Consider the following 23,969-nt stretch of genomic DNA (forward strand, 5'->3'; position numbering starts at 1 on the left):
CGCGCAGGCGACCCGTCACCCCCACCGTGGCCCATCATCCCAGCGCAGGCGGGGATCCCGTGCTTTCCTCTTCCCCCAGAATCCCCAGCGCCGCCTCCATCACCCGCTCCGGCGTGATCGCCACCAGGCAATCGCTGCGGCTTTGCCGGTGGTCCTCGCAGCCGGCCTTGCTGCAGGGTACGCAGGGCAGGCTGGCCTGCAGCAGCGTGACGTTGCCGGCCGACTGCTTGAGCACCGCGCGCTGGAAGTGCACCGGCTGCTCGCCCGGCCGCCCCGGCCAGGGCGCCCAGCGCTGCGGATTGGTGGGCCCGAAGATCGCCAGCGTCGGGGTGCCCGCCGCGGCCGCCAGGTGCGATACCGACGTGTCCGGCCCGATGTAGAGCGCGGCGAGCTGCAGCAGCGTGACCAGCTGGTTGAAGTCCAGCTGCCCCGAGGCGTCGATCAACCGCGGCGGCCCCGCCACCTCTCGCACCGGCGCGATGCACTCGCGGTCGCGCGCGCCCGGACCCCCGGTCAGCACCACCTGGTGGCCGCGATCGAGCAGCATGCGAACGACGGTCGCGTATTTCTCCGGCGCCCACTGCTTGTAAGGCCACATCGAGGGTACATGGACCACGACCGGTCGATCGCGCAGCATCGATGCCAGCTCGGGCGGCAGCGGCGCGCCGGGCGGCGCGGTGACCACCGCCGCTTCATCGGTCGCACGCCAGGGCGCCATCAGTTCCAGCTTTTCCGTCACGGCATGGCGGCTGCCCTCGTCGCCGGTGCTGGTCACCGCATGGTCCAGCAGGAGGCGCTTCCACCAGTTGCTGCCGCCGTGGGCCGGCAGCAGGCCGCTGCGCCGGCGGGCCGCCATCCAGGCCATCAGGTGGGCGCGGTCGCTCGCCTCCGCCACCAACGCCAGGTCGTAGCGGCGCCAGAGCCGCTTCACCAGGGCACGCAAGTCCTGCCCGCCGAGCCGCGCCGGCGTCTCGATCAGCTCATGGATATCCGGGTTGCCGCGCAGCATGCCCAGCGTGCCGGCGAAGCCCAGGACGTCGACCTGCGCCTGCGGCCAGCGGCGCCGCGCGGCGCGCACCAGCGGCGTGGTCAGCAGCACGTCGCCGATCTGGCGGGTGCAGACGACCAGGATGCGGTTCATGGGGTCGTGCTCGAGGCGGTGGCGCGGCGTTCCCGCGCGAGCAGCCAGGCCAGCACCGCGATGTAGAAGTGGCCCTCGACGAAGTCCATCAGGAGCGAATTGAGCGCGCAGCCGATGGCGAACGCCAGCACCAGGCCCGCCAGCGCCGGCGGCGATCGTCCCGAAGCGTCGCGGCGCAGCGCGGCCGCACCCATCCAGGCCAGCAGCAGGGCCAGCGCGGGGATGCCGCCGCAGGCCAGTTGCATCAGGTACTCGTTGTGGGGGTTGTTCGCCAGCACCTCCCACCCCGCCGGGTCCGGCTTCGAGCCCGGCTCGCGTGACAGCCGCTCGCGCGCCACCGGTTCGTGGACCTGGGCGTAGCGGCCGTACCCCACGCCGAAGGGCTGGTGGGCGGCCGCGATGGTCCAGCCGTTGGTGAGCAACGCCATGCGGATGCCGGTCGAAGTGCTCGCGTCCGGCCGTGGGGCCGACAGGCCGCTCAGGGTCTCCTGCATGCGGTTCTGCACGGCCGGCGAGGCCAGCGCCATCAGCCCCAGGGCCACGCAGGCACCGACGGTGGCCGGCAGCCGCCAGCGCCCCGGTCGCAGGTTCCAGACCGCCGCCATCGCCAGCAGCATCAGGACCACGTGCCCGGTGCGCCCTTCGATGCGGAACAGCACCGTCAGCGCCAGCACCGCAGCGATGAGCCGCCACAGCCAGGCCAGGCGACCCCGTTCATGCACCAGCAGGTAGGCCGACAGCGCCAGGCAGAAGCCGGCCGAAATCCGCTTCTGTGCCAGCTCGATGGCCAGTTGCGGCGCCCAGGGTGTCAGCCAGTGCGCCACGGCGTAGGCGAGGCTGCCGGCCGCCAGTCCCCCCAGGAAGGCCTGCGGCCGCGAGATCACGCTGAAGGCCGCGAGCAGCAATGGCAGGAACAGCAGCTCGTGGTACTTGTTGACGGCGCTCAGCCCGTGGAGCGTCCACGGGCCCGCCAATGCCGTGTGCAGCGCGAGGTAGGCGAACAGCAGCAGGCCGATGGCGGCCGTGGGCTCACGCCAGGCGGCGGTGCCCCACAGCGTCCGGCCCGAACACAGCGCAAGCACGAGCACCAGCCCCAGCAGCATCGACACGCCCGCGGGCGAGAAGGGCAGGACCAGCCCCAGCCCGGCCAGGGCGACCTGCATCCCGGTGTCGCGCCAGCCGCGAAGCGGCGGGAAGGCTGGCACCGCGGGACGTCGCAGCGTGTCCAGCCACCCGGAGGAGGGCCGCGTGTCCGCCGACGCCTGCGCAGCCCTCATCCCGCCCCCTGCTGGAGCGCATGCAGGTGCGCGTACAGCCCGCCGCGCGCCAGCAGCTCCGGGTGGGTGCCCGTCTCGGCCACGCGGCCCTGTTCCAGCACGACGACCATGTCCGCATGTTCGATGGTGGAGAGGCGGTGGGCGATGACCACCGTGGTCCGTCCGGCCATCAGCCGCTGCAGCGCTTCCTGCACCAGGCGCTCGGATGCCGCATCCAGCGCCGACGTGGCCTCGTCCAGGATCAGGATGGGCGCGTCCTTGTACAGGGCCCGCGCGATGGCCAGGCGCTGCCGCTGTCCGCCCGACAGTTCGGTGGCGTTGTGGCCGGTGGGCGTGTCCAGGCCCTGCGGCAGCGAGTCCACCAGGTCCGCGAGGTTGGCGGCCTGGACGCATTGGCGCAGCTTGCCGGGATCGACCGGCGCATCCATGGTGATGTTGGTGGCCAGGCTGCCGTTGAACATGACCACGTCCTGGCTCACCAGGGCGAACTGGTCGCGCAGCGCCTGCAGGTCCCAGTCGGCGACGTCATGGCCGTCCAGCCGCACCGAGCCTTCGTCCGGCATGACGAAGCGGGGCAGCAGGTTGGCCAGCGTGGACTTGCCCGAGCCGGACGGACCCACCAGCGCCACCGTGTGGCCGGGCTCAAGCACCAGGCTCACGCGGTCCAGCGCCGGCGCGGCATCGCCGCGGTAGCGCACGGTGACGTCGCGCAGTTCGATGTGGCCTGTTGCGCGCCCGGGAGCATGGCGGCCGCCGGACTCGGCCGGCGTGTGCTCGACCAGGTCGATCGCCCGCTGCACGGCCGCCAGGCCGCGCGCGATCGGGCTGGCGGCCTCGGACAGCCGCTTGATCGGTGCGATCAGCATCAGCATGGCGGTGATGAAGGACGCGAAGGTACCGATCGTCAGCCCCTCGCGGGACTGCCAGAGCGCGACGCAGATGACGGCCGACAGCGCCCCCGCGGCCATCATGTGGGTGAGCGGCGTGATGGCGGCCGACGCGACGGCGGACTTCATCGCCAGCCGGCGCAGCGAGGTGCTCAGGCCGCCGAAGCGCCCGGCCTGGGCCTGCTGCGCGCCGTGCAGGCGCACCACGCGCACGGCCAGCACGTTCTCCTCGACCACGTAGGCCAGGTCGTTGGTGGCGGTCTGCGTGCTGCGGGCGATGCGGTAGAGGCGCCGCGAGACCGTCCTCATGATGAAGGCCACGCCGGGCACGATGGCGAACACGATCAGCGTGAGCTTCCAGTTCAGGTAGAGCAGGTAGACCAGCAGCGCCAGCAGCGCCAGGCTGTCCTTGACCAGCGCCATCACCGAGTTGACCAGCAGCGTGGCGCCGTTCTGCACCTCGAACACCACGGTGTTCGACAGGGTGGTGGCGTTCTGCTGCGAGAACAGCGACAGGCGCGCGTCCAGCAGCCGCGCGAACATGGCCTTGCGCAGGGCGAGCAGGCCGTCCTGCGTGATGCGGGCCAGCGCCAGGTCGGCGATGAAGCCGGCCGTGCCGCGCACGGCGAACAGCAACAGCAGGGTGGCCGGCACCATCCACAGGTCGAAGCCGCCGGGCTTGAAGCCCTGGTCCAGCAGCGGCTTGATCAGGGCCGGCACCAGCGGCTCGGTGGCCGACGAGACCACGGTGGCGAGCGCCGCGATGGCCCAGAAGCGCCGGCTCGCGCCGCCGAAGTAGGGCGCCAGCCAGCGGATGGCGGCGAAATCGATCCCGGAAATCGGAGAGCCTCCGCCTTCGGATGCGGTGTCCGCCTTCGGAGCGGCCGAACGGCTCACGCCGCCCGCTTGGCCTGCTGGAGCCGGCGCTCCCATTGCCAGGCGTGGGCGATGATGGTGTCCAGGTCCTCGTACTGCGGGGTCCAGCCCAGCTCGGCCCTCGCCCTGGCGGCATCGGCCACCAGCACCGGCGGGTCGCCGGCCCGCGGCGGGTCGTCGCGCACGGGAATGGGATGGCCCGTGACGCGGCGGGCCGTCTCGATCACTTCATTCACCGAATGGCCGCGGCCGTTGCCCAGGTTGTAGACCGCGGTCTCGGCGCCGGCCTCGAGCTTGCGCAGCGCCGCCAGGTGCGCCGCGCACAGGTCCTGCACGTGGATGTAGTCGCGCAGGCAGGAGCCGTCGGGCGTGGCGTGCGTGGAGCCGAAACGCGAGATGAACTCGCGCCGGCCCGAGGCCACCTGCAGCACCAGCGGGATCAGGTGCGTCTCGGGTTCGTGGCGCTCGCCCAGCGAGCCGTCGGGATGCGCGCCCGCGGCGTTGAAGTAGCGCAGCGAGATCGAGCGCAGCCCGTGGGCCACGGCGTAGTCCTCCAGCGCGTACTCCACCGCCAGCTTGCTGTGGCCATAGGGATTGATCGGGCGCGTGGGGTGGCGCTCGGGGATCGGCACTTCCTGCGGGTTGCCGTAGGTGGCGGCGGTGGAGGAGAAGATGAACTGCCGCACGCCCTGTTCGAGCATGGTGTCCAGCAGGTTCAGCGTCTGCACCAGGTTGTTGCGCCAGTACTTGCCGGGCTGCGACATCGACTCGCCCACCAGGCTGGAGGCGGCGAAGTGCATCACGCACTGCGGCTGGTATTCGCGAAGCACCGCACCCATGAAGGCGCTGTCGCCGATGTCGCCGACCTCGAGCACTTCACGGCCTGCCGCATCGCGGTGGCCGGTGGCGAGGTTGTCGACGACGATCGGGCGGAAACCGCTTTCGCGCAGCATCCGGACCATGTGCGAGCCGATGTAGCCGGCGCCGCCCGCTACGACGACGTTGGGCATGGGGGACATGGATGAGGGTGGGATAATCGGTCTATCCGAGAAGGAGGGGATTATGCCTGCGGGGCATGCTCTTCCTTTCGCCTTCGATGCCCACGCTTTCCGTCATCCTCATCGCCCGCAACGAGTCCCGCAACATCGCCGAATGCGTTCGCGCGGCGGCCTTCGCCGACGAGGTGATCGTGCTGGATTCGGGCAGCACGGACGACACCGTGGACCTGGCGCGGGCGGCCGGCGCGAAGGTGAGCGTCGCGGCCGACTGGCAGGGGTTCGGCGTGCAGAAGAACCGCGCCCTGGCCCTGGCCACCGGCGACTGGGTGCTCTCGATCGATGCCGACGAGCGGATCACGCCGCAGCTGCGCCAGCGCATCGAACAGGCGATCGCCTCGCCCGCGGGGCACCTCGCGTTCGCCGTCAACCGGCGCTCCAGTTTCTGCGGCCAGTACATGCACCATTCGGGTTGGTCGCCCGATTGGGTGGTGCGCCTCTTCCGGCGCGAGGCCGGCCGCTTCAGCAACGACCTGGTGCACGAGCGAGTGATGGTCGACGGCCCCGTGGGGCGCCTGGCGGGCGAACTGCTGCACGAGAGCATGCGCGACCTCGAGTCGTCGCTGGACAAGCTCGATCGCTATTCCACGGCCGGTGCGCGCGACCTGCAGCGGCGCGGCAAGCGCGGCTCGCTGGCCAAGGCGCTGGGGCACGGCCTGTGGGCGTTCTTCCGCACCTACGTGCTGCGCCGCGGCTTCCTGGACGGGTCGCTCGGATTCGTGCTCGCGGTGTCTGTCGCCGAAGGCACCTATTACCGCTATCTGAAACTGTGGCTGCTGCAACGCTCGCCGCCGGTCCCACCGCCGCGCTGATGCGCAAGAATGCGCACTTCGCCGTGGGGGTGCAAAAAACCTCACGACATGACTGAACCGATCCGCTCCATGGAGACACTAAGCCCCATGACTTTTTCCGCACCCTGGCGTCGGCGCCACCTGATTGGTCTTCTCGGCGCGGCCGCCGTGCCCGCCTGGGCCCAGTTCCGGGTCGAGGTCACCGGCGTCGGCCTGACGCAGCTGCCCATCGCTATCCTGCCTTTCCGAGGCGAGGAAGCGGCGCCCCAGAAGATCTCGGCCATCCTGCGCGCCGACCTGGAACGCAGCGGCCAGTTCCGCGCCGTCGCCCCGCCCGGCATCGTGGTGATGGACGAGGCTTCGCGGCCCGACGTCGCGCCCTGGCGGGCGGCTGGCGCCGATTCGCTCGCGGCCGGCAGCGTCACGCGCCTGGCCGACGGCCGCTACGACGTGCGCTTCCGTCTCTGGGACGTGGTGCGCGGCCAGGACCTGGGCGGCCAGAGCTACGCTGTCACCGTGGGCGACCTGCGGCTGGCGGCCCACCGCGTCGCCGACTTCATCTACGAGAAGCTCACCGGCGAGAAGGGCGTGTTCTCCACCCGCATCGCCTACGTCACGCGCGAGGGCAGCCGCCACAATCTCTGGGTGGCCGATGCCGACGGCGAGAACGCGCAGTCCGCGCTGGCCAGCCCCGAGCCGATCATCTCGCCGGCCTGGTCGGCCAGCGGCAGCCAGCTCGCCTACGTGTCGTTCGAGTCGCGCAAGCCCGTGGTCTACGTGCACGAAGTGGCCTCCGGCCGCCGTCGCCTGCTGGCCAACTTCCGAGGGTCCAACAGCGCACCGGCCTGGGCGCCCGACGGCCGCTCGCTGGCCGTCACCCTGAGCCGCGAGGGCGGCTCGCAACTGTTCGTGATGGATGCCGCCGGCGGCGAGCCGCGCCGAATCACGCAGTCGTCCGGCATCGACACCGAGCCGGTGTACTCGCCCGACGGCCGCAGCATCTACTTCGTCAGCGACCGCGGCGGCGCGCCGCAGATCTACCGGATGCCCGCTTCGGGCGGCACTCCCGAGCGAGTCACCTTTACGGGGGGTTACAACATTTCCCCCTCAGTCAGCCCGGATGGCCGCTGGCTCGCTTACATATCCCGCGTCCAGGGCAATTTCAAACTCCACGTGATGGAGCTGCCCTCGGGCACCGCGGTGGCGATCACCGACACGACGGCCGACGAGAGTCCGAGCTTCGCGCCCAACGGCCGCCTGATCGTGTACGCCACGCGGCAGGGGGGACGGGAATCGCTGATGACCACCACGCTGGATGGCAAGATCAAGGCGCGTCTGGCCGGGCAGGGCGGAGACATCCGCGAGCCCGACTGGGGTCCTTATCAGCGCTGATTTTTTTGAGTTTTCGTTTTTCGAAGTAGGAGGATTTCCAATATGACCCGACGCATCCTGACGAGCCTGCTGGTCGCCGCAACGCTGGCCGGCTGCAGCTCCGGCGTCAAGCTCAATGACGTGCCGGTGGAAGACAAGAGCGCCACCGCCGTCGCCCCAGGCGGCCCCGGCGGTTCGACCGGCGGCGCCACCCAGAGCCGGGTGGCCCCGGTGGACGCCAATCCCGCCACCAGCAGCATCGCCGGCCCGACCAACGTGTCGCGCCTGGTGTTCTTCGACTACGACAGCTACGTGATCAAGCCCGAGGCGCAGCCGATCATCGAGGCGCATGCGCGCTTCCTGCGCACCAACGGCCAGCGGCGCGTGGCACTCGAGGGCCACACCGACGAGCGCGGCGGCCGCGAGTACAACCTGGCCCTGGGCCAGCGCCGCGCCGAAGCCGTGCGCCGCGCGCTCGGCCTGCTGGGCGTGGGCGACGGCCAGCTGGAGGCGGTGAGCTTCGGCAAGGAAAAGCCCGCCGCCAACGGCAGCGACGAATCCGCCTGGTCGCAGAACCGCCGGGTCGAGATCTCCTACCGATGATTCGCGTCGCCACCCTCGCGCGCGCCCTGGCCGCGGCGGCTCTGCTGTCGCCGCTGGCCGGCCAGGCCCAGTTCTTCTCCGACGACGAGGCCCGCAAGGCCATTCTCGAGCTGCGCCAGCGCATCGAGGTGCAGCGGCAGTTCGACGAGCGCGTGCAGCAGGACCTGCAGCGCGCCACCGAGGAGAACGCCCAGCTGCGCCGCAGCCTGCTGGAGCTGAACACCCAGCTCGACGCGCTGCGGGGCGAGATCGCCCGCCTGCGCGGGCAGGACGAGCAGCTGGCGCGCGAGGTGTCGGAGCTCCAGCGCCGGCAGAAGGACGTGGCCGTGGCGGTCGAGGAGCGCCTGCGCAAGATCGAGCCGATCAAGGTCAGCGTCGACGGCCGCGAGTTCGTGGCCGACCCGACCGAGCAGCGCGACTTCGACGCGGCGCTGGCGGTGTTCCGCCGGCCCGACTTCCCGGCGGCGCAGTCGGCCTTCGCAGAATTCCTGCGGCGCTACCCGCAGAGCGGCTACCGGCCGTCGGCCCTGTTCTGGCTGGGCAATGCGCAGTACGCCAACCGCGACTACCGCGGCGCGCTGGGCAACTTCCGCTCGCTGATCCAGGCCGCTCCGGATCACACGCGCGCGCCCGAGGCGGTGCTCTCCATCGCCAACTGCCAGATCGAGCTGAAGGAAAACGCCGCGGCCAAGCGGACGCTGGAAGACCTGGTCAAGGCCTACCCGCAGTCGGAAGCGGCGGTCGCCGCGAAAGAGCGGCTCGCGCGCCTGCGCTGATGCAGCACGCGCTGGACGCCCCCGCCCCGGACCTGGAGCGACGCTTCTCGGGCCTCGAGCGGCTGTACGGCGTTCCCGGCGCGGCCGCGCTGCGCCAGGCCTGCGTGGCCGTGGTCGGCATCGGCGGCGTGGGCTCCTGGGCCGCCGAGGCGCTGGCCCGCAGCGGCATCGGCTCGCTGGTGCTGGTCGACCTCGACCACGTGGCCGAATCCAACATCAACCGCCAGGTACATGCGCTGGACGCCACCGTTGGCCAGGCCAAGGTGCAGGCCATGCGCGAGCGCATCGCGCAGATCCATCCCGGCTGCCAGGTGCACTGCGTGGAGGAATTCGCCGAGCCCGACAACTGGCCGGCGCTGCTGCCGCGCGGCGTGGACGCGGTCATCGACGCCTGCGACGAAGCCCGGGCGAAAGTGGCCATGGCGGCGTGGGCGATGCGCGAAGGCACGCCCTTCATCGCCTGCGGCGCCGCCGGGGGCAAGCGGCAGGCGCACAAGGTCGACATCGACGACCTCTCGCGCACCACGCACGACCCTCTTCTGGCCCAGGTGCGCTACCGCCTGCGCAAGTTCCACGGCGCGCCGCGCGAAGGCAAGCGTATCGGCGTGGCCTGCGTGTTCAGCCGCGAGGCCGTGGCGCCGCCCGATGCCTCGTGCGCCATCGAAGGCGACGGCTCGCTCAACTGCAGCGGCTATGGCTCGGTGGTCGCGGTCACCGCGACTTTCGGGCAATGCGCGGCCGGTTGGGTGCTCGACACGCTGGTGCGCCGGAACTCGTCCGCAGTCCGGCTATAATCGCGGGCTTTGCTGCGAACAACATTCGCGGCAGAGAGCGTGGGACGTTAGCTCAGTTGGTAGAGCAGCGGACTTTTAATCCGTTGGTCGCGTGTTCGAGTCACGCACGTCCTACCACCCACACGACGAGGCCTGCCGCAGATGATGCGGCAGGCCTTTTTCGTTTCGGGATCGAAGCGACTGTCAACCGACCGCTCGCTGTCGTAACCCCCGTTGCGAACTTGCCGGACGAGTGTCCCAGAAGTAACCAGGCTCATCCATTGGCCTGGCGCATCGCCTGCCCACGCGATGAGCAGAACCCTCGGCGCCCCAAGGCGTGGCGCGGATGCCGCGGCTCAACCATATTGTTGCGACGCGCGGCAACGCTGTTACGCGACGGCACACAGGCCGAAAGTCGCATGGGTAGGATTCCCATGTCGCTCCAAACCGCCATGCTCACCTCAGCCACTGCCGCCCGCTCTCTCGCCTCCGCTGCCGTTCCTGGCCAGGAGGAGGCCATCCGCGTGGTCCTCGGAATGCTGCGCGAGCACGGGATGGATGTTGTGTTTGTCGGGCAGTACACCGAAGGCACGCGCCGCTTCCGCGTGGTTGAGACGCTGGGCCACGGTCACGGCCCGGCGGCCGCGCTGGCCACCATGGATGGGGCGCACCACGTGGAGGGCCGCCCGCTGCTCGAGTGCGCCGTCGTGCTGCGCGATGGCCGCGTGCTGGGCAAGCTCTGCTGCGTCAGCACCGTGACCGACGTGGCCAGCACCGAGCGCGACTCGCGCTGGCTGCGCCAGGGCTCCCTGCTGGTCGCCCGCCTGCTGGACAACGAGCAGGTGCTGCGCGAGCTCTCAGCTCAGTCGCTCAACCATTGAGAGCGGCGCGGGCGGCGGCGGCGGCAGGGCCAGGCGCGCTTCCTGCACCACCCGCACGCAGTCCTTGATGTGCTCCTCGCCGAGGTAACGCAGGGCCGCATACCCCATCAGGGCCGCCACGGCCTGGCCCGCGAAGGGCACGTAGCGCGCCGCCTGCTTGCCGGTCATGCGCAGGCCCACGGCGCGCGCCACGCGGATCACCAGGTCGCGCGTGACCACCTTGCCGATCACCAGCGAGCCGACCACCGAGACCGCCTTCTGCACCTGGTCGCGCTGGTGGTGGGGCAGCCGGTCGAGCTGTTCCGGGGTCAGCCCGAACTGCGAGTTGATCTCCGGCAGCAGCCGGCTGAGCAGGGCCGCATCCACGGCCCAGTCCACTCCCGGGACCGGCACGGCGCTGGCGGCCGCGCCGACCAGGGCGCGCCGGTTGAGCAGCCGCCGGCAGAGCTTCACCCGCGCGAGCAGGGCAGGGTCCCCGGCGGCCAGTTGCAACGCGGTAGGCATGCCACCCATTCTGCGGCAGCCGCGCTGCGCGCGGGTCAGGCGGAAGCGTCGATCGTCTCGATCTCGCCGGAGAGCGCCAGCCAGCGCTCCTCCACCGAGGCCAAGTCCTGCGTGAGGACCTTCAGCTGGCGGCCCGCATCTGCGATCTCGGCCGGCGGCAGGCCCGTCGCGAGCCGCTGCTCCAGGGCTTCCTTCTCGGCCTGCAGGCGCGCCATCTGCTGTTCGGCCTGCGCGAGGTCCTTCTTCAGCTGGCGCGCGCGGGCCGCGGCCTGCTTTTGCGCCGCGGGGTCCGGCCGACGTTGCTCGGGTTCGGGCGCGGCCACCGGCGCGGCCGCAATTGCCGCCGCAGCCGATTCCAGCCGCGCCGCCTCGCGCAGCCGGCGCGCTTCCTCCAGCAGGTAGCGCTGGTAGTCGTCCAGGTCGCCGTCGAAGGGGCCGACCCGCCCGCGGCCAACCAGCCAGAACTCGTCGCACACCGACCGCAGCAGCGCGCGGTCGTGGCTGACCAGCAGCACCGTGCCCTCGAACTCGTTGAGCGCGACCGACAGTGCCTCGCGGGTGGCCAGGTCCAGGTGGTTGGTGGGCTCGTCCAGCAGCAGCAGGTTGGGGCGCTGCCACACGATCATGGCCAGCACCAGCCGCGCCTTCTCGCCGCCGCTCATGGTGCCCACGGCCTGCGCCACCATGTCGCCGGAGAAGTTGAAGCTGCCCAGGAAGTTGCGCAGCTCCTGCTCGCGCCCCTGCGGGCCCACGTCGCGCGCCAGCCGGATCATGTGCTCCAGCGGGTTGCTGTCGGAGGAAAGCACGTCCAGCTCCTGCTGGGCGAAGTAGCCGATGTGCAGGCCCTTGCCCTCGGTGATGTCGCCGGCGAGCGCCGGGATCTCGCGCGCGATGGTCTTGACCAGGGTGGACTTGCCCTGGCCGTTGGCGCCCAGGATGCCGATGCGCTGGCCGGCCAGCACCGAGCGGCTGACGCCGCGCAGCACCGTCTTCTCGCCGTAGCCCAGCTCCGCATCGGAGACCACCAGCATCGGGTTGGGCAGGTTGGCCGGCTCCTTGAACTCGAAGCTGAACTCGGCCTCGGCCAGCACCGGGGCGATCTTCTCCATCCGCTCCAGTGCCTTGACGCGGCTTTGCGCCTGCTTGGCCTTGGAGGCCTTGGCCTTGAAGCGGTCGATGAACTTCTGCAGGTGCGCGATGCGCTCCTGCTGGCGGCCGAAGGCGGACTGCTGCTGTTCCAGCTGCTGGGCGCGCTGCGTCTCGAAGGCGCTGTAGTTGCCGCCGTAGCGGGTGAGCTTGTTCTGCTCGATGTGCAGCGTCACGTTCGTCACCGCGTCGAGAAACTCGCGGTCGTGGCTGATCACCACCATGGTGCCGGGGTAGCGCTGCAGCCAGGCCTCCAGCCAGACCAGCGCGTCCAGGTCCAGGTGGTTGGTGGGCTCGTCCAGCAGCAGCAGGTCGGACGGGCACATCAGCGCGCGCGCCAGCTGCAGCCTCATCCGCCAGCCGCCCGAGAAGCTGTTGACCGGCAGGTGCAGCTCCGCGACCTTGAATCCAAGGCCCAGGATCAGGGCCTGCGCGCGCGGCATGGCGTCGTGCTCGCCGGCATCGGCCAGGTCCGAATGCGCGTGGGCGATGCGCATGCCGTCCTCGGAGTTTTCGGCCTGCGCGAGCTCCTCGCGCAGCGTCATCAGGCGGGTGTCGCCGCCCAGCACGAAGTCGGTGGCGCTCTCGCCGGTCTCCGGCATGTGCTGGGCCACCTGCGAGAGGCGCCAGTGGGCGGGGACCGAGAACTCGCCGGCGTCCTCGTGCAGGCTGCCGTTGAAGAGGGCGAAAAGGCTGGATTTGCCGGCGCCGTTGCGGCCGACGAGGCCGACTTTCTCGCCGGGGTTGAGGGTGGCCGACACCTTGTCCAGCAGCACCTTGGCGCCGCGGCGCAGGGTCAGGTTGCGCAGCGTGATCATTGGAAAACGGAAATCTTGGGGAGGCAGGCGCGGCGACGGCTTGCGTTGCCCGCGCGCAGATCAGGGGGAGGAGGGCGATTGTCGCACCAGGGCCTCGCGCGTCAGCAGCAGCACCTGGTCGGCGCCGGCGCTGGTGTCCAGCCACACGGCTTCCAGGCGCGGGAAGGCGCGCTCGAAATTCGGGCGTTCGTTGCCGATCTCCAGCACCAGCACGGCCTGGGGCGACATGCGGGCCGGCGCGACTTGCAGGAGGGCTCGGACGAAGTCCATGCCGTCCGCGCCGCCCGCCAGGGCCAGCTCGGGCTCGGCGCGGTACTCGGGTGGCAGCTCGGCCATGCTGGTGCTGTTGACGTAGGGCGGGTTGCAGAGGATGAGGTCGTAGGACCCTTCGACGGATTGCAGGCCGTCCGAGCGCAGCAGGCGGATTCGCTCCTGCAGGCCATGGCGCTCGACGTTGAGGCGGGCCACTTCCAGCGCCTCGGCCGAGAGGTCGGCGCCGTCGACCGTGACGTCCGGGTAGGCCATGGCCGCGAGCACGGCCAGGCTGCCGTTGCCGGTGCACAGGTCCAGCACGCGGCGGGTATGTTCGCCCAGCCAGGGGTCCAGGGTGCCGTCGGCCAGCAGCTCGGCGATGAAGCTGCGCGGCACGATGGCGCGCTCGTCCACGTGGAAGGGCACGCCCTGCAGCCAGGCCTCGCCGGTCAGGTAGGCGGCGGGCTTGCGGGTGGCGATGCGTTGCTCGACCAGGGCTTCGACGCCGCGGACCTGGTCCGGCGCGAGGTCGTCGTCGGCATGGCCGTCGAGGTCGTCGAGCGGCAGGCCCAGCTTCCAGAGCGCGAGCCAGGCGGCTTCGTCGAAGGCGTTGGCCGTGCCGTGGCCGAAGGCGACGCCGGCCTGGTCCAGGCGGGCGGCGGAGTGCTCGATGAGTTCGATCAGGGTGGTCATGGAGCGCAAGATTTCGTCATTCCCGCGGAGGCGGGAATCCAGTGCGTCCGCATTCTGCCGTGCGCCCCCTGGGTCCCCGCCTTCGCGGGGACGACGATCAGGTGGCGAGCAACTCCAGCGTCCGACGGTAGATGTCCTTCAGCGGCTCGATGTCCGCTACCGCCACGTGCTCGTCGATCTTGTGGATCGTCGCGTTCACCGGCCCAAGCTCCACCACCTGCGGGCAGATCTGCGAGATGAAGCGGCCGTCGCTGGTGCCGCCGGTGGTCGACAGCTGGGTTTCCACGCCCACCACCTCGTGGATGGCGCGGCTCGCCGCGTCGACCAGCCGGCCGGGGCGGGTGAGGAAGGGCAGGCCGCCCAGCGTCCAGTCCAGCCGGTACTCCAGGCCGTGGCGTTCCAGCACCTCGTGCACCCGCTGCCGGAGCGCGTCGGGCGTGGATTCGGTGGAGTAGCGGAAGTTGAAGTCCACCACCACCTGGCCCGGGATCACGTTGGTGGCGCCGGTGCCGCCGTGGATGTTGCTCACCTGGAAGCTGGTGGGGGGGAAGAACTCGTTGCCGCGGTCCCACTCGATGCCGGCCAGCTCGGCCAGCGCCGGCATGGCCTGGTGGATCGGGTTGCGCGCCAGCTGCGGATAGGCGATGTGGCCCTGCACGCCCAGCACCGCGAGCTTGCCCGAGAGGCTGCCGCGGCGGCCGTTCTTGATCATGTCGCCCAGCCGCGTGACCGAGCTGGGCTCGCCGACGATGCAGAAGTCCAGCTTTTCGCCGCGCGCCTTGAGCTGCTCGCACACGACCACCGTGCCGTCGACGGCGGGGCCTTCCTCGTCGCTGGTGATGAGCAGGGCGATGGACAGGGCCGGATCGGGGCGGGCCGCGAGGAATTCTTCGACCGCCACCACGAAGGCCGCGATCGACGTCTTCATGTCCGCGGCGCCGCGCCCATAGAGCTTGCCGTCGCGGTGCGCCGGCACGAAGGGGTCGCTGCTCCATTGGTCCAGCGGGCCGGTGGGCACCACGTCGGTGTGGCCGGCGAAGACCAGCGTGGGCGCGCCGGGCTTCGAGGAGTTCCGCCTGGCCCAGAGGTTGATCACGCGGAAGTCCTGCGGGCCGCTCTCGATGGTTTCGCAGTCGAAGCCCAGCGGCCGCAGCCGGTCGCGCAGCACCTGCTGGCACCCGCCGTCCTCGGGCGTGACGGAGCGGCGGGAGATCAACTGTTCGGTAAGGTGAAGGGTCTTCATGCAGTCATTCCCGCGAAGGCGGGACCAGTGCCCCCGCATTCTGCTGCGCGCCGCCTGGATCCCCGCCTTCGCGGGGATGACGGAACGAACATCAATGCTTCACGTCCAGCGTGATCTCGGTGAACGAGGGCTCGTCGGCCAGGTCTTCCTCGCTTGCGCCTTCCTCCGCCCGGGCCGCACCGGCGCCGGGGCCGAAGTCGTTCTGCAGGCGCCATTGCAGGTTGGTGGGCGAGTCGGCGTTGGCGATGCCTTCCTTCTTGTCCACCACGCCGTCGACGATCAGCTTGGCGATGGCCTGCTCGAAGGTCTGCGAGCCTTCGGCCATGGACTTCTCCATCGCCTCCTTCACGCCGGAGAAATCGCCCTTCTCGATCAGCTCGGACACCAGCTTGGTGTTGAGCATCACCTCCACCGCCGGCGTGCGGCCGCCGTGCACGGTGCGCAGCAGCCGCTGCGAGACGACGCCCTTGAGCGCCGCCGCCAGGTCGCCCAGCATGGTGGGACGCACCTCGACGGGGTAGAACGACAGGATGCGGTTGAGCGCCTGGTAGCTGTTGTTGGCGTGCATGGTGGCCAGGCACAGGTGGCCCGACTGCGCGTAGGCGATGGCGGCCGACATGGTCTCGCGGTCGCGGATCTCGCCGATCAGGATCACGTCGGGCGCCTGGCGCAGCGCGTTCTTCAGCGCGGTCTGCATCGACTGCGTGTCGCTGCCCACCTCGCGCTGGTTGACCACCGACTTCTTGTTCTTGAACAGGAATTCGACCGGGTCCTCGATGGTCAGGATGTGGCCCGACGACTTCTCGTTGCGAAAGTCCATCATCGACGCGAGCGTGGTGCTCTTGCCGGCGCCGGTGGCGCCCACCATCAGCAGCAGGCCGCGCTTGGCCATGATCAGCTCGCCCAGGATCATGGGCACGTTGAGCGACTCCAGCGGCGGGATCTCGGTGGTGATGTAGCGGATGACGGCCGCGTAGGTGCCGCGCTGGCGCATCGCCGAGAAGCGGAAGTTGCCCACGCCCTCGATGGCATGCGCCATGTTCAGCTCGCCGGTCTCCTCCAGCTCGGTCATGCGCCGGGCCGGCAGCACCTCGGCCAGCAGCGCCTTCGGCGCGTCGGCCGGCAGCAGCTGGTTGTTGATCGGCACGCACTGGCCATTGATCTTGATCAGGGCCGGCGCATTGGCGGACAGGTAGACGTCCGACGCCTTCTTCTCGCCCATCAGGCGCAGGATGCGCTCCATCGTGCTCATTTGATTCACCTCACTCCATCCGGATGACCGAATCATCGCGGCTCGACGGCCCGATGACAAATCGAGGGGACCGCGCGGGCGCGGATTCGGTCACCCCCGCGCAGCCTGCGGGCGTCACCGGTCCGCGCGGACGGGCCCTCAGGGCCGCAGCAGGTCGTTCAGGCTGGTCTTGGCGCGGGTCTGGGCATCGACCCGCTTGACGATGATGGCCGCGTACAGGCTGTACTTGCCGCCGTCCTTGGGCAGGCTGCCCGAGATCACCACCGAGCCGGCCGGCACGCGGCCGTAGCTCACCTCGCCGGTGGCGCGGTCGTAGATCGGGGTGCTCTGGCCGATGTACACGCCCATGGAGACCACCGAGTTCTCCTCGACGATCACGCCTTCGACGATCTCGGAGCGGGCGCCGATGAAGCAGTTGTCCTCGATGATGGTCGGGTTGGCCTGCAGGGGCTCGAGCACGCCGCCCAGGCCCACGCCGCCGGACAGGTGCACGTTCTTGCCGACCTGGGCGCAGGAGCCCACCGTGGCCCAGGTGTCGACCATGGTGCCTTCGTCGACGTAGGCGCCGATGTTGACGTAGCTGGGCATCAGCACCGCGCCCTTGGCGACGAAGCTGCCGCGGCGGGCCACGGCCGGCGGCACCACGCGCACGCCGGTGGCCGCCATCTCCTCGGGCGTGAGGTGGGCGAACTTGGTCTGCACCTTGTCGAAGAAGGCCAGGTCGCCCGACTTCATCAGCTCGTTGTCCTTCAGGCGGAACGACAGCAGCACTGCCTTCTTGATCCACTGGTGCACGGTCCACTGGCCCACGCCTTCGCGCGTGGCGACGCGCAGGCGGCCGTGGTTCAGCTCGGCGATGACGTGTTCGACCGCCTCGCTGACGTCCTTGGGCGCGCCTTTCGGGGACAGGCTGGCGCGGTTTTCCCAGGCGGCATCGATGGTCTGTTGAAGTTGTGCGGTCATGGACGGTTCGAGGAGGAAGTGTTCTGGAGGAATTGGACGATGCGTTGCGCGGCTTCCAGGCATTCGGCGGTCTGCGCCACCAGGGCCATGCGCACGCGGCCGGCGCCGGGGTTGCGGCCGCCGCTCTCGCGGGCCAGGTAGCTGCCCGGCAAGACCGTCACATTGTATTGAGCCAGCAGGTCGCGGGCGAACGCCTGGTCGTCCCCGCCGGGCACGCCGGCCCAGAGGTAGAAGCTGGCGTCGGGCAGGCGCACGTCCAGCACCTGCTCGAGCACGGGCGTCACCTGCGCGAACTTGCGGCGGTACTGGGCCCGGTTGTCCACCACGTGCTGCTCGTCGCCCCAGGCCGCGATGCTGGCCGCCTGCACCGGCGGCGCCATGGCGCTGCCGTGGTAGGTGCGGTAGAGCGCGAAGGCCTTGAGCAGCTGGGCGTCGCCGGCGACGAAGCCGCTGCGCATGCCCGGCACGTTGCTGCGCTTGGACAGGCTGATGAAAGACACCAGCCCGCGGAAGTCGCCGCGCCCGAGCCGGGCCGCCGCCTCCATGCCGCCCAGCGGCGGCTCGTCGCGGAAGTAGATCTCGCTGTAGCACTCGTCCGAGGCGATCACGAAGCCGTGACGGTCCGACAGCTCGAACAGCTTGCGCCATTCGTCGATCGGCATCACGGCGCCGGTGGGGTTGCCCGGGGAGCAGACGTACAGCAGCTGCGTTCGCGCCCAGACGTCGGCGGGCACGCTGTCCCAGTCGACCGCGAAGTTGCGCGCCGGATCGGACGGCGCGTAGTACGGCTCGGCCCCGGCCAGCAGGGTCGCGCCTTCGTAGATCTGGTAGAACGGATTGGGGCAGACCACCACCGGCCGCCTGGACGGATCGACCACGGTCTGCGCGAAGGCGAACAGCGCCTCGCGCGAGCCGTTCACCGGCAGCACCTGGGTGGCCGGGTCCACCGCCAGGCCGTAGCGGCGCTGCAGCCAGCCGGCGAAGGCCTCGCGCAGGGCCGGCGTGCCGATGGTGGGCGGGTAGCCGGCCAGGTCGGCGCCCGGCGTCTCCATCGCCTGCGACAGCGCCTGCTTGATGAAGGCCGGCGTCGCGTGCTTGGGCTCGCCGATGCCCAGGCTGATCGGGCGGAAAGCGGGGTTCGGGGTCACGCCCGCGAACAGTTGCCGCAGCCGCTCGAAGGGGTAGGGCTGAAGGCGGGCCAGGAGGGGATTCATGGGCAGCGATTATCGGATGCGCTGCGCCGGCCTCTTTCACGCGGTCGAGCTGCGCACCTTGAAAAGGGACGAGCCTCGCGCCTATCCTTGTCGTCCCTTTGCGTGAGGAGCCCCCATGCTGTCCGAAAGCACCGTGACCACCATGCTGCCCGTCGTCGACATGCAGCGCGCCAGGACCTTCTACGAGGGCAAGCTGGGCCTGCGGCCCGAGGCCCAGCCCAACGGCAATACGCTCTACCACTGCGGCGCCGCGGCCATCGCCCTGTACCAGCGCGACACGCCGACCAAGGCCGAGCACACGGCGATGAGCTTCGAGGTGCGCGACCTCGCGTCGGAGATCGGCCAGCTGGAGAAGGCGGGCGTGAAGTTCGAGGACTACGACCTGCCGGGGCTCAAGACGGTGAACCACATCTGCGATCTCGGCGCCGAGAAGGCCGCGTGGTTCTACGACACCGAGGGCAACTGCCTCTGCCTGCACCAGGACAAGGCCTGATTGGGCGGGGCGCCCACGCGGCAGGCGGTGCCTGCCGCGTGGGGGCAGGGTGCGGGTGACAACAGGAAACCTCTGCGCCCCGCCACCGCCACCGCCATCGCCTTTGTCGCCACCGTCATCCCCGCGAAGGCGGGGATCCAGTGCTTCCCCGAAGTCCGCTGGAGGCGGACGCTCTGGATTCCCGCCTTCGCGGGAATGACGGGACGTGGAGAGCGGGAATGACGGACGTGGCGAGCGAAATGACGGTGAGGGGCAGCGGGCCGCCGGAGACCCCATGCCGCATGCCACTGACAGCAATGAGCCGCGACCAGAGCCACCCCCCGAACAACTACGCCCCCCAGCCATTCCCCTCCAACGGTGAAAGCGGCACCCCCAAAACCGCCATCAACTCCCGCGCGTTCTCCGGCGCATGCAACTTGTCGGTGTTGTCGAAGTAGCAATAGACATCCCGCGCCTCCCGCTTCGCCGGCGCGCGCTTCGAGATCAGCCGCGCATCCGCCGGCTGCCCTCCATTCCGCCACGCATCGATCCGCGCGCCCCACTCCGCGATCTGCTCCGGCGAATACCGGCTCTTGTACAGCTCGGTCGAACCATGCAGCCGCATGTAGACGAAATCGGCCGTCACGTCCTCGTACAGCGGCCAGGGGTTGGGCGTGTCGGCCACCACCCAGGCGACGTTGAACCGCCGCAGCAGCGCGATGAAGGCCGGTTGGACGAAGGAGTCGTGCCGCACCTCCACGCAGTGGCGAAGGCGCTGCCGGTGCTGCGGCTCGACCATCTCCCGCCCCTTGAGGCGGTGGTCGTGCCGTAACGCCACCTTGGCCGCCGCCGCGGTGGTCCTGGGCAGCGAAGCGAAGAACTGCTCGAACAGCCCCAGGTCCAGCCGCATCTGGGGCGGGAACTGCCACAGGATCGGCCCCAGCTTGTCGCCCAGGGCGAACAGCCCCGAAGCGAAGAAATTGCCCATCGCCGCCTCGATGTTGCGCAGCTTGAGCATGTGCGTGATGAACCGCCCACCCTTGACGGCGAAGACGAAGCCCGGCGGCGTCTGCGCGGCCCAGGTCGCGTAGCTGGAAGGCCGCTGCAGCGAATAGAACGAGCCATTGAGCTCGATGCTGTTGAAGTGGCGGGCCGCGTGCCAGAGCTCCCGGGCCTGGGCCAGGCCCCGCGGGTAGAAGTTGCCGCGCCAGGGCGTGTAACGCCAGCCCGAGACGCCGATGAACACCTTGCCCGCCATGCGCCCGGTCTAGCAAAAACAGCCGGGCTGCGGCGTCGGCCCTTACCGCCTGTTTCAGGCGGCGGGGGCCCCTTCCCCGGGGGGCCGGCGTGGCTCAGCACGGTATCATGCGACCCACTTTCCGACGGGCCGCCCGTGGCGGCCCCCCGCTGAACGAATCCTCCACCGGGCTTGCCGCCGTGCGTCTCACCTCCATCAAGCTTTCCGGATTCAAGTCCTTCGCCGAACCCACCAACTTCATGTTGCCCGGCCAGCTGGTCGGGGTGGTCGGCCCCAACGGCTGCGGCAAGTCCAACATCATGGATGCGGTGCGCTGGGTGCTGGGGGAGTCGAAGGCGAGCGAACTGCGTGGCGAGTCCATGCAGGACGTCATCTTCAACGGCACGACCACCCGCAAGCCGGCCTCGAGGTCGTCGGTCGAACTGATCTTCGACAACGCCGACCACCGCGCCGGCGGCCAGTGGAGCCAGTTCGCCGAGATCGCGGTCAAGCGCGTGCTCACGCGCGACGGCACCAGCAGCTACTACATCAACAACCAGCCGGTGCGCCGCCGCGACGTGCAGGACGTGTTCCTGGGCACCGGCCTGGGACCGCGCGCCTACGCCATCATCGGCCAGGGCACCATCAGCCGGATCATCGAATCCAAGCCCGAGGAGCTGCGCCTGTTCCTCGAGGAGGCGGCGGGCGTCTCCAAGTACAAGGAGCGCCGGCGCGAGACCGAGAACCGCCTGTCCGATACGCGCGAGAACCTCACGCGCGTGGAAGACATCCTGCGCGAGCTCAACGCCAACCTCGACAAGCTGGAAAAGCAGGCCGAGGTGGCGCAGAAGTACAACTCGCTGCAGGCCGAGGTCACGCTCAAGCAGCACCAGCAGTGGTTCCTCAAGCGCGCCGAAGCCGAGACCGACCAGGTCCGCATCAAGACCGATGCCGACAAGGCCGTGAACGACCTCGAGTCGCGCCTGGCCGACCTGCGCCACGTCGAGAGCGAGCTGGAGACCATCCGCCAGGCGCACTACGCGGCCGGCGACACGGTCAACCAGGCCCAGGGGCAGCTGTACGAGGCCAGTGCCGAAGTCGGCCGGCTGGAGGCGGAGATCCGCTTCGTGGTCGAGGGCCGCCAGCGGGTGGAGCAGCGGCTGCAGCAGCTCAAGGAACAGACCGCCCAGTGGGCTGCGCGCAAGGACGATGCCGCCGCCGAGGTCGAGACGCTGGCCGGCCAGGCGGTCGACGCCGAGGAAAAGGCCACGCTGCTGGCCGCCCAGGTCGAGGAGCAGGCCATGGCGCTGCCCGACCTGGAGGAGGCGCTGCGCCAGGCCCAGGGCAAGTCGGCCGAGCAGCGCACCGGCGTCGCCCAGGTGCAGCAGCAGATCCAGGTGCTGGCGGCCGACCAGCGCAACATCGAGGAACAGAGCCGCCAGCTCTCGCAGCGGCGCGAGCGCCTGGTGGCCGACCGCAACGCGCTGGCCGCGCCCGACGAGGCGCGCCTGGCCAACCTCCAGCAGCAGCTGGGCGCGGCGCAGGAGACCGCCGAGACCGCCGATGCGCGCCTGCACGAGCTGCAGGAGCAGGTGCCGCAGCTGGACGAGGACCGCCGCGCGAAGCAGCAGGCCGTCAACAGCGAGGGCCACAAGCAGGCCGACCTGTCGGCCCGCATGGAGGCGCTCAAGGCGCTGCAGGAGAAGGTCCGCACCGACGACAAGCTCAAGCCCTGGCTGGCCCGCCACGGCCTGGACGGCCTGCAGGCGCTGTGGAGCCGCATCCACATCGAGCAAGGCTGGGAGAACGCGCTGGAATCCGTGCTGCGCGAGCGCCTGTCCTCGCTGGAGGTCTCGCGCCTGGAGATGGTCAAGGCCTTCGCCGCCGACGCGCCGCCGGCCAAGCTGGCCTTCTACACGCCGCCGGCAGCCGCCGTGCCCGAGGCGGCCGGCGCGCTGCCGCGCCTGTCGGACCTGCTGCGCCTGAACGACGCCGGCCAGAAGGCGCTGCTGGCCGACTGGTTGTCCGGCTGCTACACCGCCGCCAGCTTCGACGAAGCGCTGTCCGCCCGCGACAAGCTCAAGCCGGGCGAGGCGATCTACGTCAAGTCCGGCCACTGCGTCACGGCCCACAGCGTGAGCTTCTACGCGCAGGACTCCGAGCGCGCCGGCCTGCTCGCGCGCCAGCAGGAGATCGAGAACCTCGAGAAGCAGCTGCGCGCTCAGGCCCTGATCACCGAGGAGGCGCGCTTCGCGCTGGTGCGGGCCGAGGCCGCGTACAGCGACGCTTCCCAGCGCCTGGTGGCCGCACGCCGCGAGGCCGCCGACACCCAGAGCCGCGCCCACGAACTGCAGGTGGAGACCCTGCGCCTGACGCAGCTGGCCGAGCAGACCCGCGCCCGCAGCGAACAGATCGCCGGCGACCTGGCCGAGGTCGACGCGCTGCTGGAGGAGCTGCAGGAGCGCCGCGTGGCCGCCGAAGGGCGCTTCGAGGAGCTGGACATGCAGCTGGCCGACAGCCAGGAGCGCCACGCCCAGCTGGACGAACGCGTGATCGAGTCCGAGCGCAAGCTGGCCCAGGCCCGCGAGCAGCAGCGCAGCCTGGAGCGGCAGGCGCAGGAGGCGCAGTTCTCCCAGCGGTCGCTGGAGGCGCGCCGCGCCGAACTGCAGCGCGCCATCGAGACCGCCAGCCAGCAGGCCGGCGCCATCGCCCAGGAAGAGGAACGCGCACATACCGAGCTCGCGCGACTGACCGACGCGGCCGCGCAGGCCGGCCTGCAGAACGCGCTGCAGCTCAAGTCCGAGCGCGAGACGTCGCTGGGCGCCAAGCGCAGCGAGTACGACGACCTGACCGCCAAGCTGCGCGCCAGCGATGAGCGCCGCCTGCAGCTCGAACGCGAGCTGGACCCGCTGCGCCAGCGCATCACCGACCTGCAGCTCAAGGAGCAGGCCGCCCGCCTGGGCCTGGAGCAGTACAGCCAGCAGCTGGCCGACGCCAATGCCGACCTGGAGGCCGTGGGCAAGTCCATCGCCGAGGGCAACGTGCGCCTGGCGGGCATGCAGGGCGACATCGACCGGCTGCACCGCGAGATCGCGGCGCTGGGCGCGGTCAACCTCGCGGCGCTGGAGGAGCTGTCCACGGCGCGCGAGCGCAAGCAGTTCCTGGATGCGCAGTCGGCCGACCTGAACGAGGCCATCACCACGCTGGAAGACGCCATCCGCAAGATCGACGGCGAGACGCGCGAGCTGCTGGCCGGCACCTTCAAGGTCGTCAACGACCACTTCGGGCGCATGTTCCCCGAGCTGTTCGGCGGCGGCAACGCCAAGCTGGTGATGACGGGCGAGGAGATCCTGGATTCCGGCGTGCAGGTGATGGCGCAGCCGCCCGGCAAGAAGAACCAGACCATCCACCTGCTGTCCGGCGGCGAGAAGGCGCTGACGGCCATCGCCCTGGTGTTCGCCATCTTCCAGCTCAACCCGGCGCCTTTCTGCCTGCTGGACGAGGTCGACGCGCCGCTGGACGACGCCAACACCGAGCGCTACGCCAAGCTGGTGAGCAGCATGAGCAAGGAAACGCAGTTCCTCTTCATCAGCCACAACAAGATCGCGATGGAGATGGCCGAGCAGCTGATCGGCGTCACCATGCAGGAGCAGGGTGTCTCGCGCATCGTCGCGGTGGACATGGAATCGGCGGTGTCGATGGTGGAAACGGCATGAGGGCCGGACAACGGCGCGAAAGGACCGC

20 protein-coding genes and 1 tRNA gene are annotated in these 23,969 nt (G+C 70.2%); 9 read left to right on the plus strand and 12 right to left on the minus strand.

Annotation, left to right across the window (positions count from 1 at the left end; all coding sequences use genetic code 11):
* Positions 1 to 34 precede the first annotated feature (34 nt).
* From ASG30_RS23105 to galE, 4 genes are read right to left on the minus strand one after another with little or no spacing between them, the layout of a single operon-like run.
* Positions 35 to 1,141, minus strand: a complete 1,107-nt coding sequence (locus ASG30_RS23105; RefSeq protein WP_055896354.1) for a glycosyltransferase family 9 protein — start codon at positions 1,139 to 1,141, stop codon at positions 35 to 37.
* Positions 1,138 to 2,418, minus strand: coding sequence for an O-antigen ligase family protein (locus tag ASG30_RS11780; RefSeq protein WP_082522056.1), 1,281 nt, complete (start codon positions 2,416 to 2,418; stop codon positions 1,138 to 1,140). The genes ASG30_RS23105 and ASG30_RS11780 overlap by 4 nt, the downstream gene beginning before the upstream one ends.
* Positions 2,415 to 4,238 carry a lipid A export permease/ATP-binding protein MsbA gene (msbA, locus tag ASG30_RS11785; RefSeq protein ID WP_082522057.1) on the minus strand — a complete coding sequence of 608 codons (1,824 nt, stop codon included), beginning with the start codon at positions 4,236 to 4,238 and terminating at the stop codon, positions 2,415 to 2,417. The genes ASG30_RS11780 and msbA overlap by 4 nt, the downstream gene beginning before the upstream one ends.
* Positions 4,199 to 5,191 (minus strand): UDP-glucose 4-epimerase GalE, encoded by a 993-nt coding sequence (galE, locus tag ASG30_RS11790; RefSeq protein ID WP_055896362.1) that lies wholly within the window; start codon positions 5,189 to 5,191, stop codon positions 4,199 to 4,201. The genes msbA and galE overlap by 40 nt, the downstream gene beginning before the upstream one ends.
* A gap of 86 nt (positions 5,192 to 5,277) precedes the next feature.
* Between galE and ASG30_RS11795 the strand changes: the two genes are divergently transcribed.
* The 7 genes from ASG30_RS11795 (at position 5,278) to ASG30_RS11825 (ending at position 10,431) form a co-directional block, all read left to right on the plus strand.
* Positions 5,278 to 6,048, plus strand: coding sequence for a glycosyltransferase family 2 protein (locus tag ASG30_RS11795; protein ID WP_082522101.1), 771 nt, complete (start codon positions 5,278 to 5,280; stop codon positions 6,046 to 6,048).
* A gap of 87 nt (positions 6,049 to 6,135) precedes the next feature.
* A complete protein-coding gene (gene tolB / locus ASG30_RS11800; RefSeq protein ID WP_055896367.1) occupies positions 6,136 to 7,419 on the plus strand; it encodes a Tol-Pal system beta propeller repeat protein TolB in 1,284 nt (427 codons plus the stop codon).
* Positions 7,420 to 7,461: 42 nt separating this feature from the next.
* Entirely contained in the window at positions 7,462 to 8,001 is a 540-nt protein-coding gene (pal, locus tag ASG30_RS11805) for a peptidoglycan-associated lipoprotein Pal (protein ID WP_055896370.1), read from the plus strand.
* The gene (ybgF, locus tag ASG30_RS11810) at positions 7,998 to 8,777 is read left to right on the plus strand and encodes a tol-pal system protein YbgF (protein ID WP_055896373.1); all 780 of its coding nucleotides are present in this window, start codon (positions 7,998 to 8,000) and stop codon (positions 8,775 to 8,777) included. The genes pal and ybgF overlap by 4 nt, the downstream gene beginning before the upstream one ends.
* Positions 8,777 to 9,571, plus strand: coding sequence for a tRNA threonylcarbamoyladenosine dehydratase (locus tag ASG30_RS11815; RefSeq protein WP_055896375.1), 795 nt, complete (start codon positions 8,777 to 8,779; stop codon positions 9,569 to 9,571). The genes ybgF and ASG30_RS11815 overlap by 1 nt, the downstream gene beginning before the upstream one ends.
* A gap of 41 nt (positions 9,572 to 9,612) precedes the next feature.
* Positions 9,613 to 9,688: transfer RNA gene (locus ASG30_RS11820), tRNA-Lys, on the plus strand.
* Positions 9,689 to 9,984: 296 nt separating this feature from the next.
* A complete protein-coding gene (locus tag ASG30_RS11825) occupies positions 9,985 to 10,431 on the plus strand; it encodes a hypothetical protein (RefSeq protein WP_156385503.1) in 447 nt (148 codons plus the stop codon).
* On the opposite strand, the gene ASG30_RS11830 is transcribed toward ASG30_RS11825, so the two are convergent.
* The 7 genes from ASG30_RS11830 to dapC form a co-directional block, all read right to left on the minus strand.
* Entirely contained in the window at positions 10,408 to 10,935 is a 528-nt protein-coding gene (locus tag ASG30_RS11830) for a hypothetical protein (RefSeq protein WP_055896388.1), read from the minus strand. The two genes, ASG30_RS11825 and ASG30_RS11830, sit on opposite strands and share 24 nt — an antisense overlap.
* A gap of 35 nt (positions 10,936 to 10,970) precedes the next feature.
* Positions 10,971 to 12,899, minus strand: coding sequence for an ABC-F family ATP-binding cassette domain-containing protein (locus ASG30_RS11835; RefSeq protein ID WP_055896390.1), 1,929 nt, complete (start codon positions 12,897 to 12,899; stop codon positions 10,971 to 10,973).
* Between the two features lie 60 nt (positions 12,900 to 12,959).
* Entirely contained in the window at positions 12,960 to 13,844 is an 885-nt protein-coding gene (gene prmB / locus ASG30_RS11840) for a 50S ribosomal protein L3 N(5)-glutamine methyltransferase (protein ID WP_055896392.1), read from the minus strand.
* Between the two features lie 97 nt (positions 13,845 to 13,941).
* Positions 13,942 to 15,087: a succinyl-diaminopimelate desuccinylase gene (gene dapE, locus ASG30_RS11845; RefSeq protein ID WP_055896401.1), complete on the minus strand. Its 1,146-nt coding sequence runs from the start codon at positions 15,085 to 15,087 to the stop codon at positions 13,942 to 13,944.
* 91 nt (positions 15,088 to 15,178) lie between these two features.
* Positions 15,179 to 16,339 (minus strand): PilT/PilU family type 4a pilus ATPase, encoded by a 1,161-nt coding sequence (locus tag ASG30_RS11850; protein WP_055896404.1) that lies wholly within the window; start codon positions 16,337 to 16,339, stop codon positions 15,179 to 15,181.
* A gap of 138 nt (positions 16,340 to 16,477) precedes the next feature.
* The gene (dapD, locus tag ASG30_RS11855; protein WP_055896406.1) at positions 16,478 to 17,302 is read right to left on the minus strand and encodes a 2,3,4,5-tetrahydropyridine-2,6-dicarboxylate N-succinyltransferase; all 825 of its coding nucleotides are present in this window, start codon (positions 17,300 to 17,302) and stop codon (positions 16,478 to 16,480) included.
* Positions 17,299 to 18,516: a succinyldiaminopimelate transaminase gene (gene dapC, locus ASG30_RS11860; protein WP_055896409.1), complete on the minus strand. Its 1,218-nt coding sequence runs from the start codon at positions 18,514 to 18,516 to the stop codon at positions 17,299 to 17,301. Before dapC ends, dapD begins: the two co-directional genes overlap by 4 nt.
* 115 nt (positions 18,517 to 18,631) lie before the next feature.
* Between dapC and ASG30_RS11865 the strand changes: the two genes are divergently transcribed.
* Positions 18,632 to 19,009, plus strand: coding sequence for a VOC family protein (locus ASG30_RS11865; protein WP_055896412.1), 378 nt, complete (start codon positions 18,632 to 18,634; stop codon positions 19,007 to 19,009).
* A 328-nt stretch (positions 19,010 to 19,337) separates the two neighbouring features.
* Here ASG30_RS11865 and ASG30_RS11875 read toward each other — a convergent pair whose 3' ends face one another.
* Positions 19,338 to 20,246, minus strand: a complete 909-nt coding sequence (locus ASG30_RS11875; protein ID WP_055896417.1) for a DUF72 domain-containing protein — start codon at positions 20,244 to 20,246, stop codon at positions 19,338 to 19,340.
* A 179-nt stretch (positions 20,247 to 20,425) separates the two neighbouring features.
* Here ASG30_RS11875 and smc point away from each other — a divergent pair, with 179 nt between their 5' ends.
* Entirely contained in the window at positions 20,426 to 23,941 is a 3,516-nt protein-coding gene (gene smc / locus ASG30_RS11880; protein ID WP_055896420.1) for a chromosome segregation protein SMC, read from the plus strand.
* Positions 23,942 to 23,969: the final 28 nt, after the last annotated feature.

The sequence above is a fragment of the Ramlibacter sp. Leaf400 genome, assembly GCF_001424545.1.
Classification (GTDB): domain Bacteria; phylum Pseudomonadota; class Gammaproteobacteria; order Burkholderiales; family Burkholderiaceae_C; genus Ramlibacter.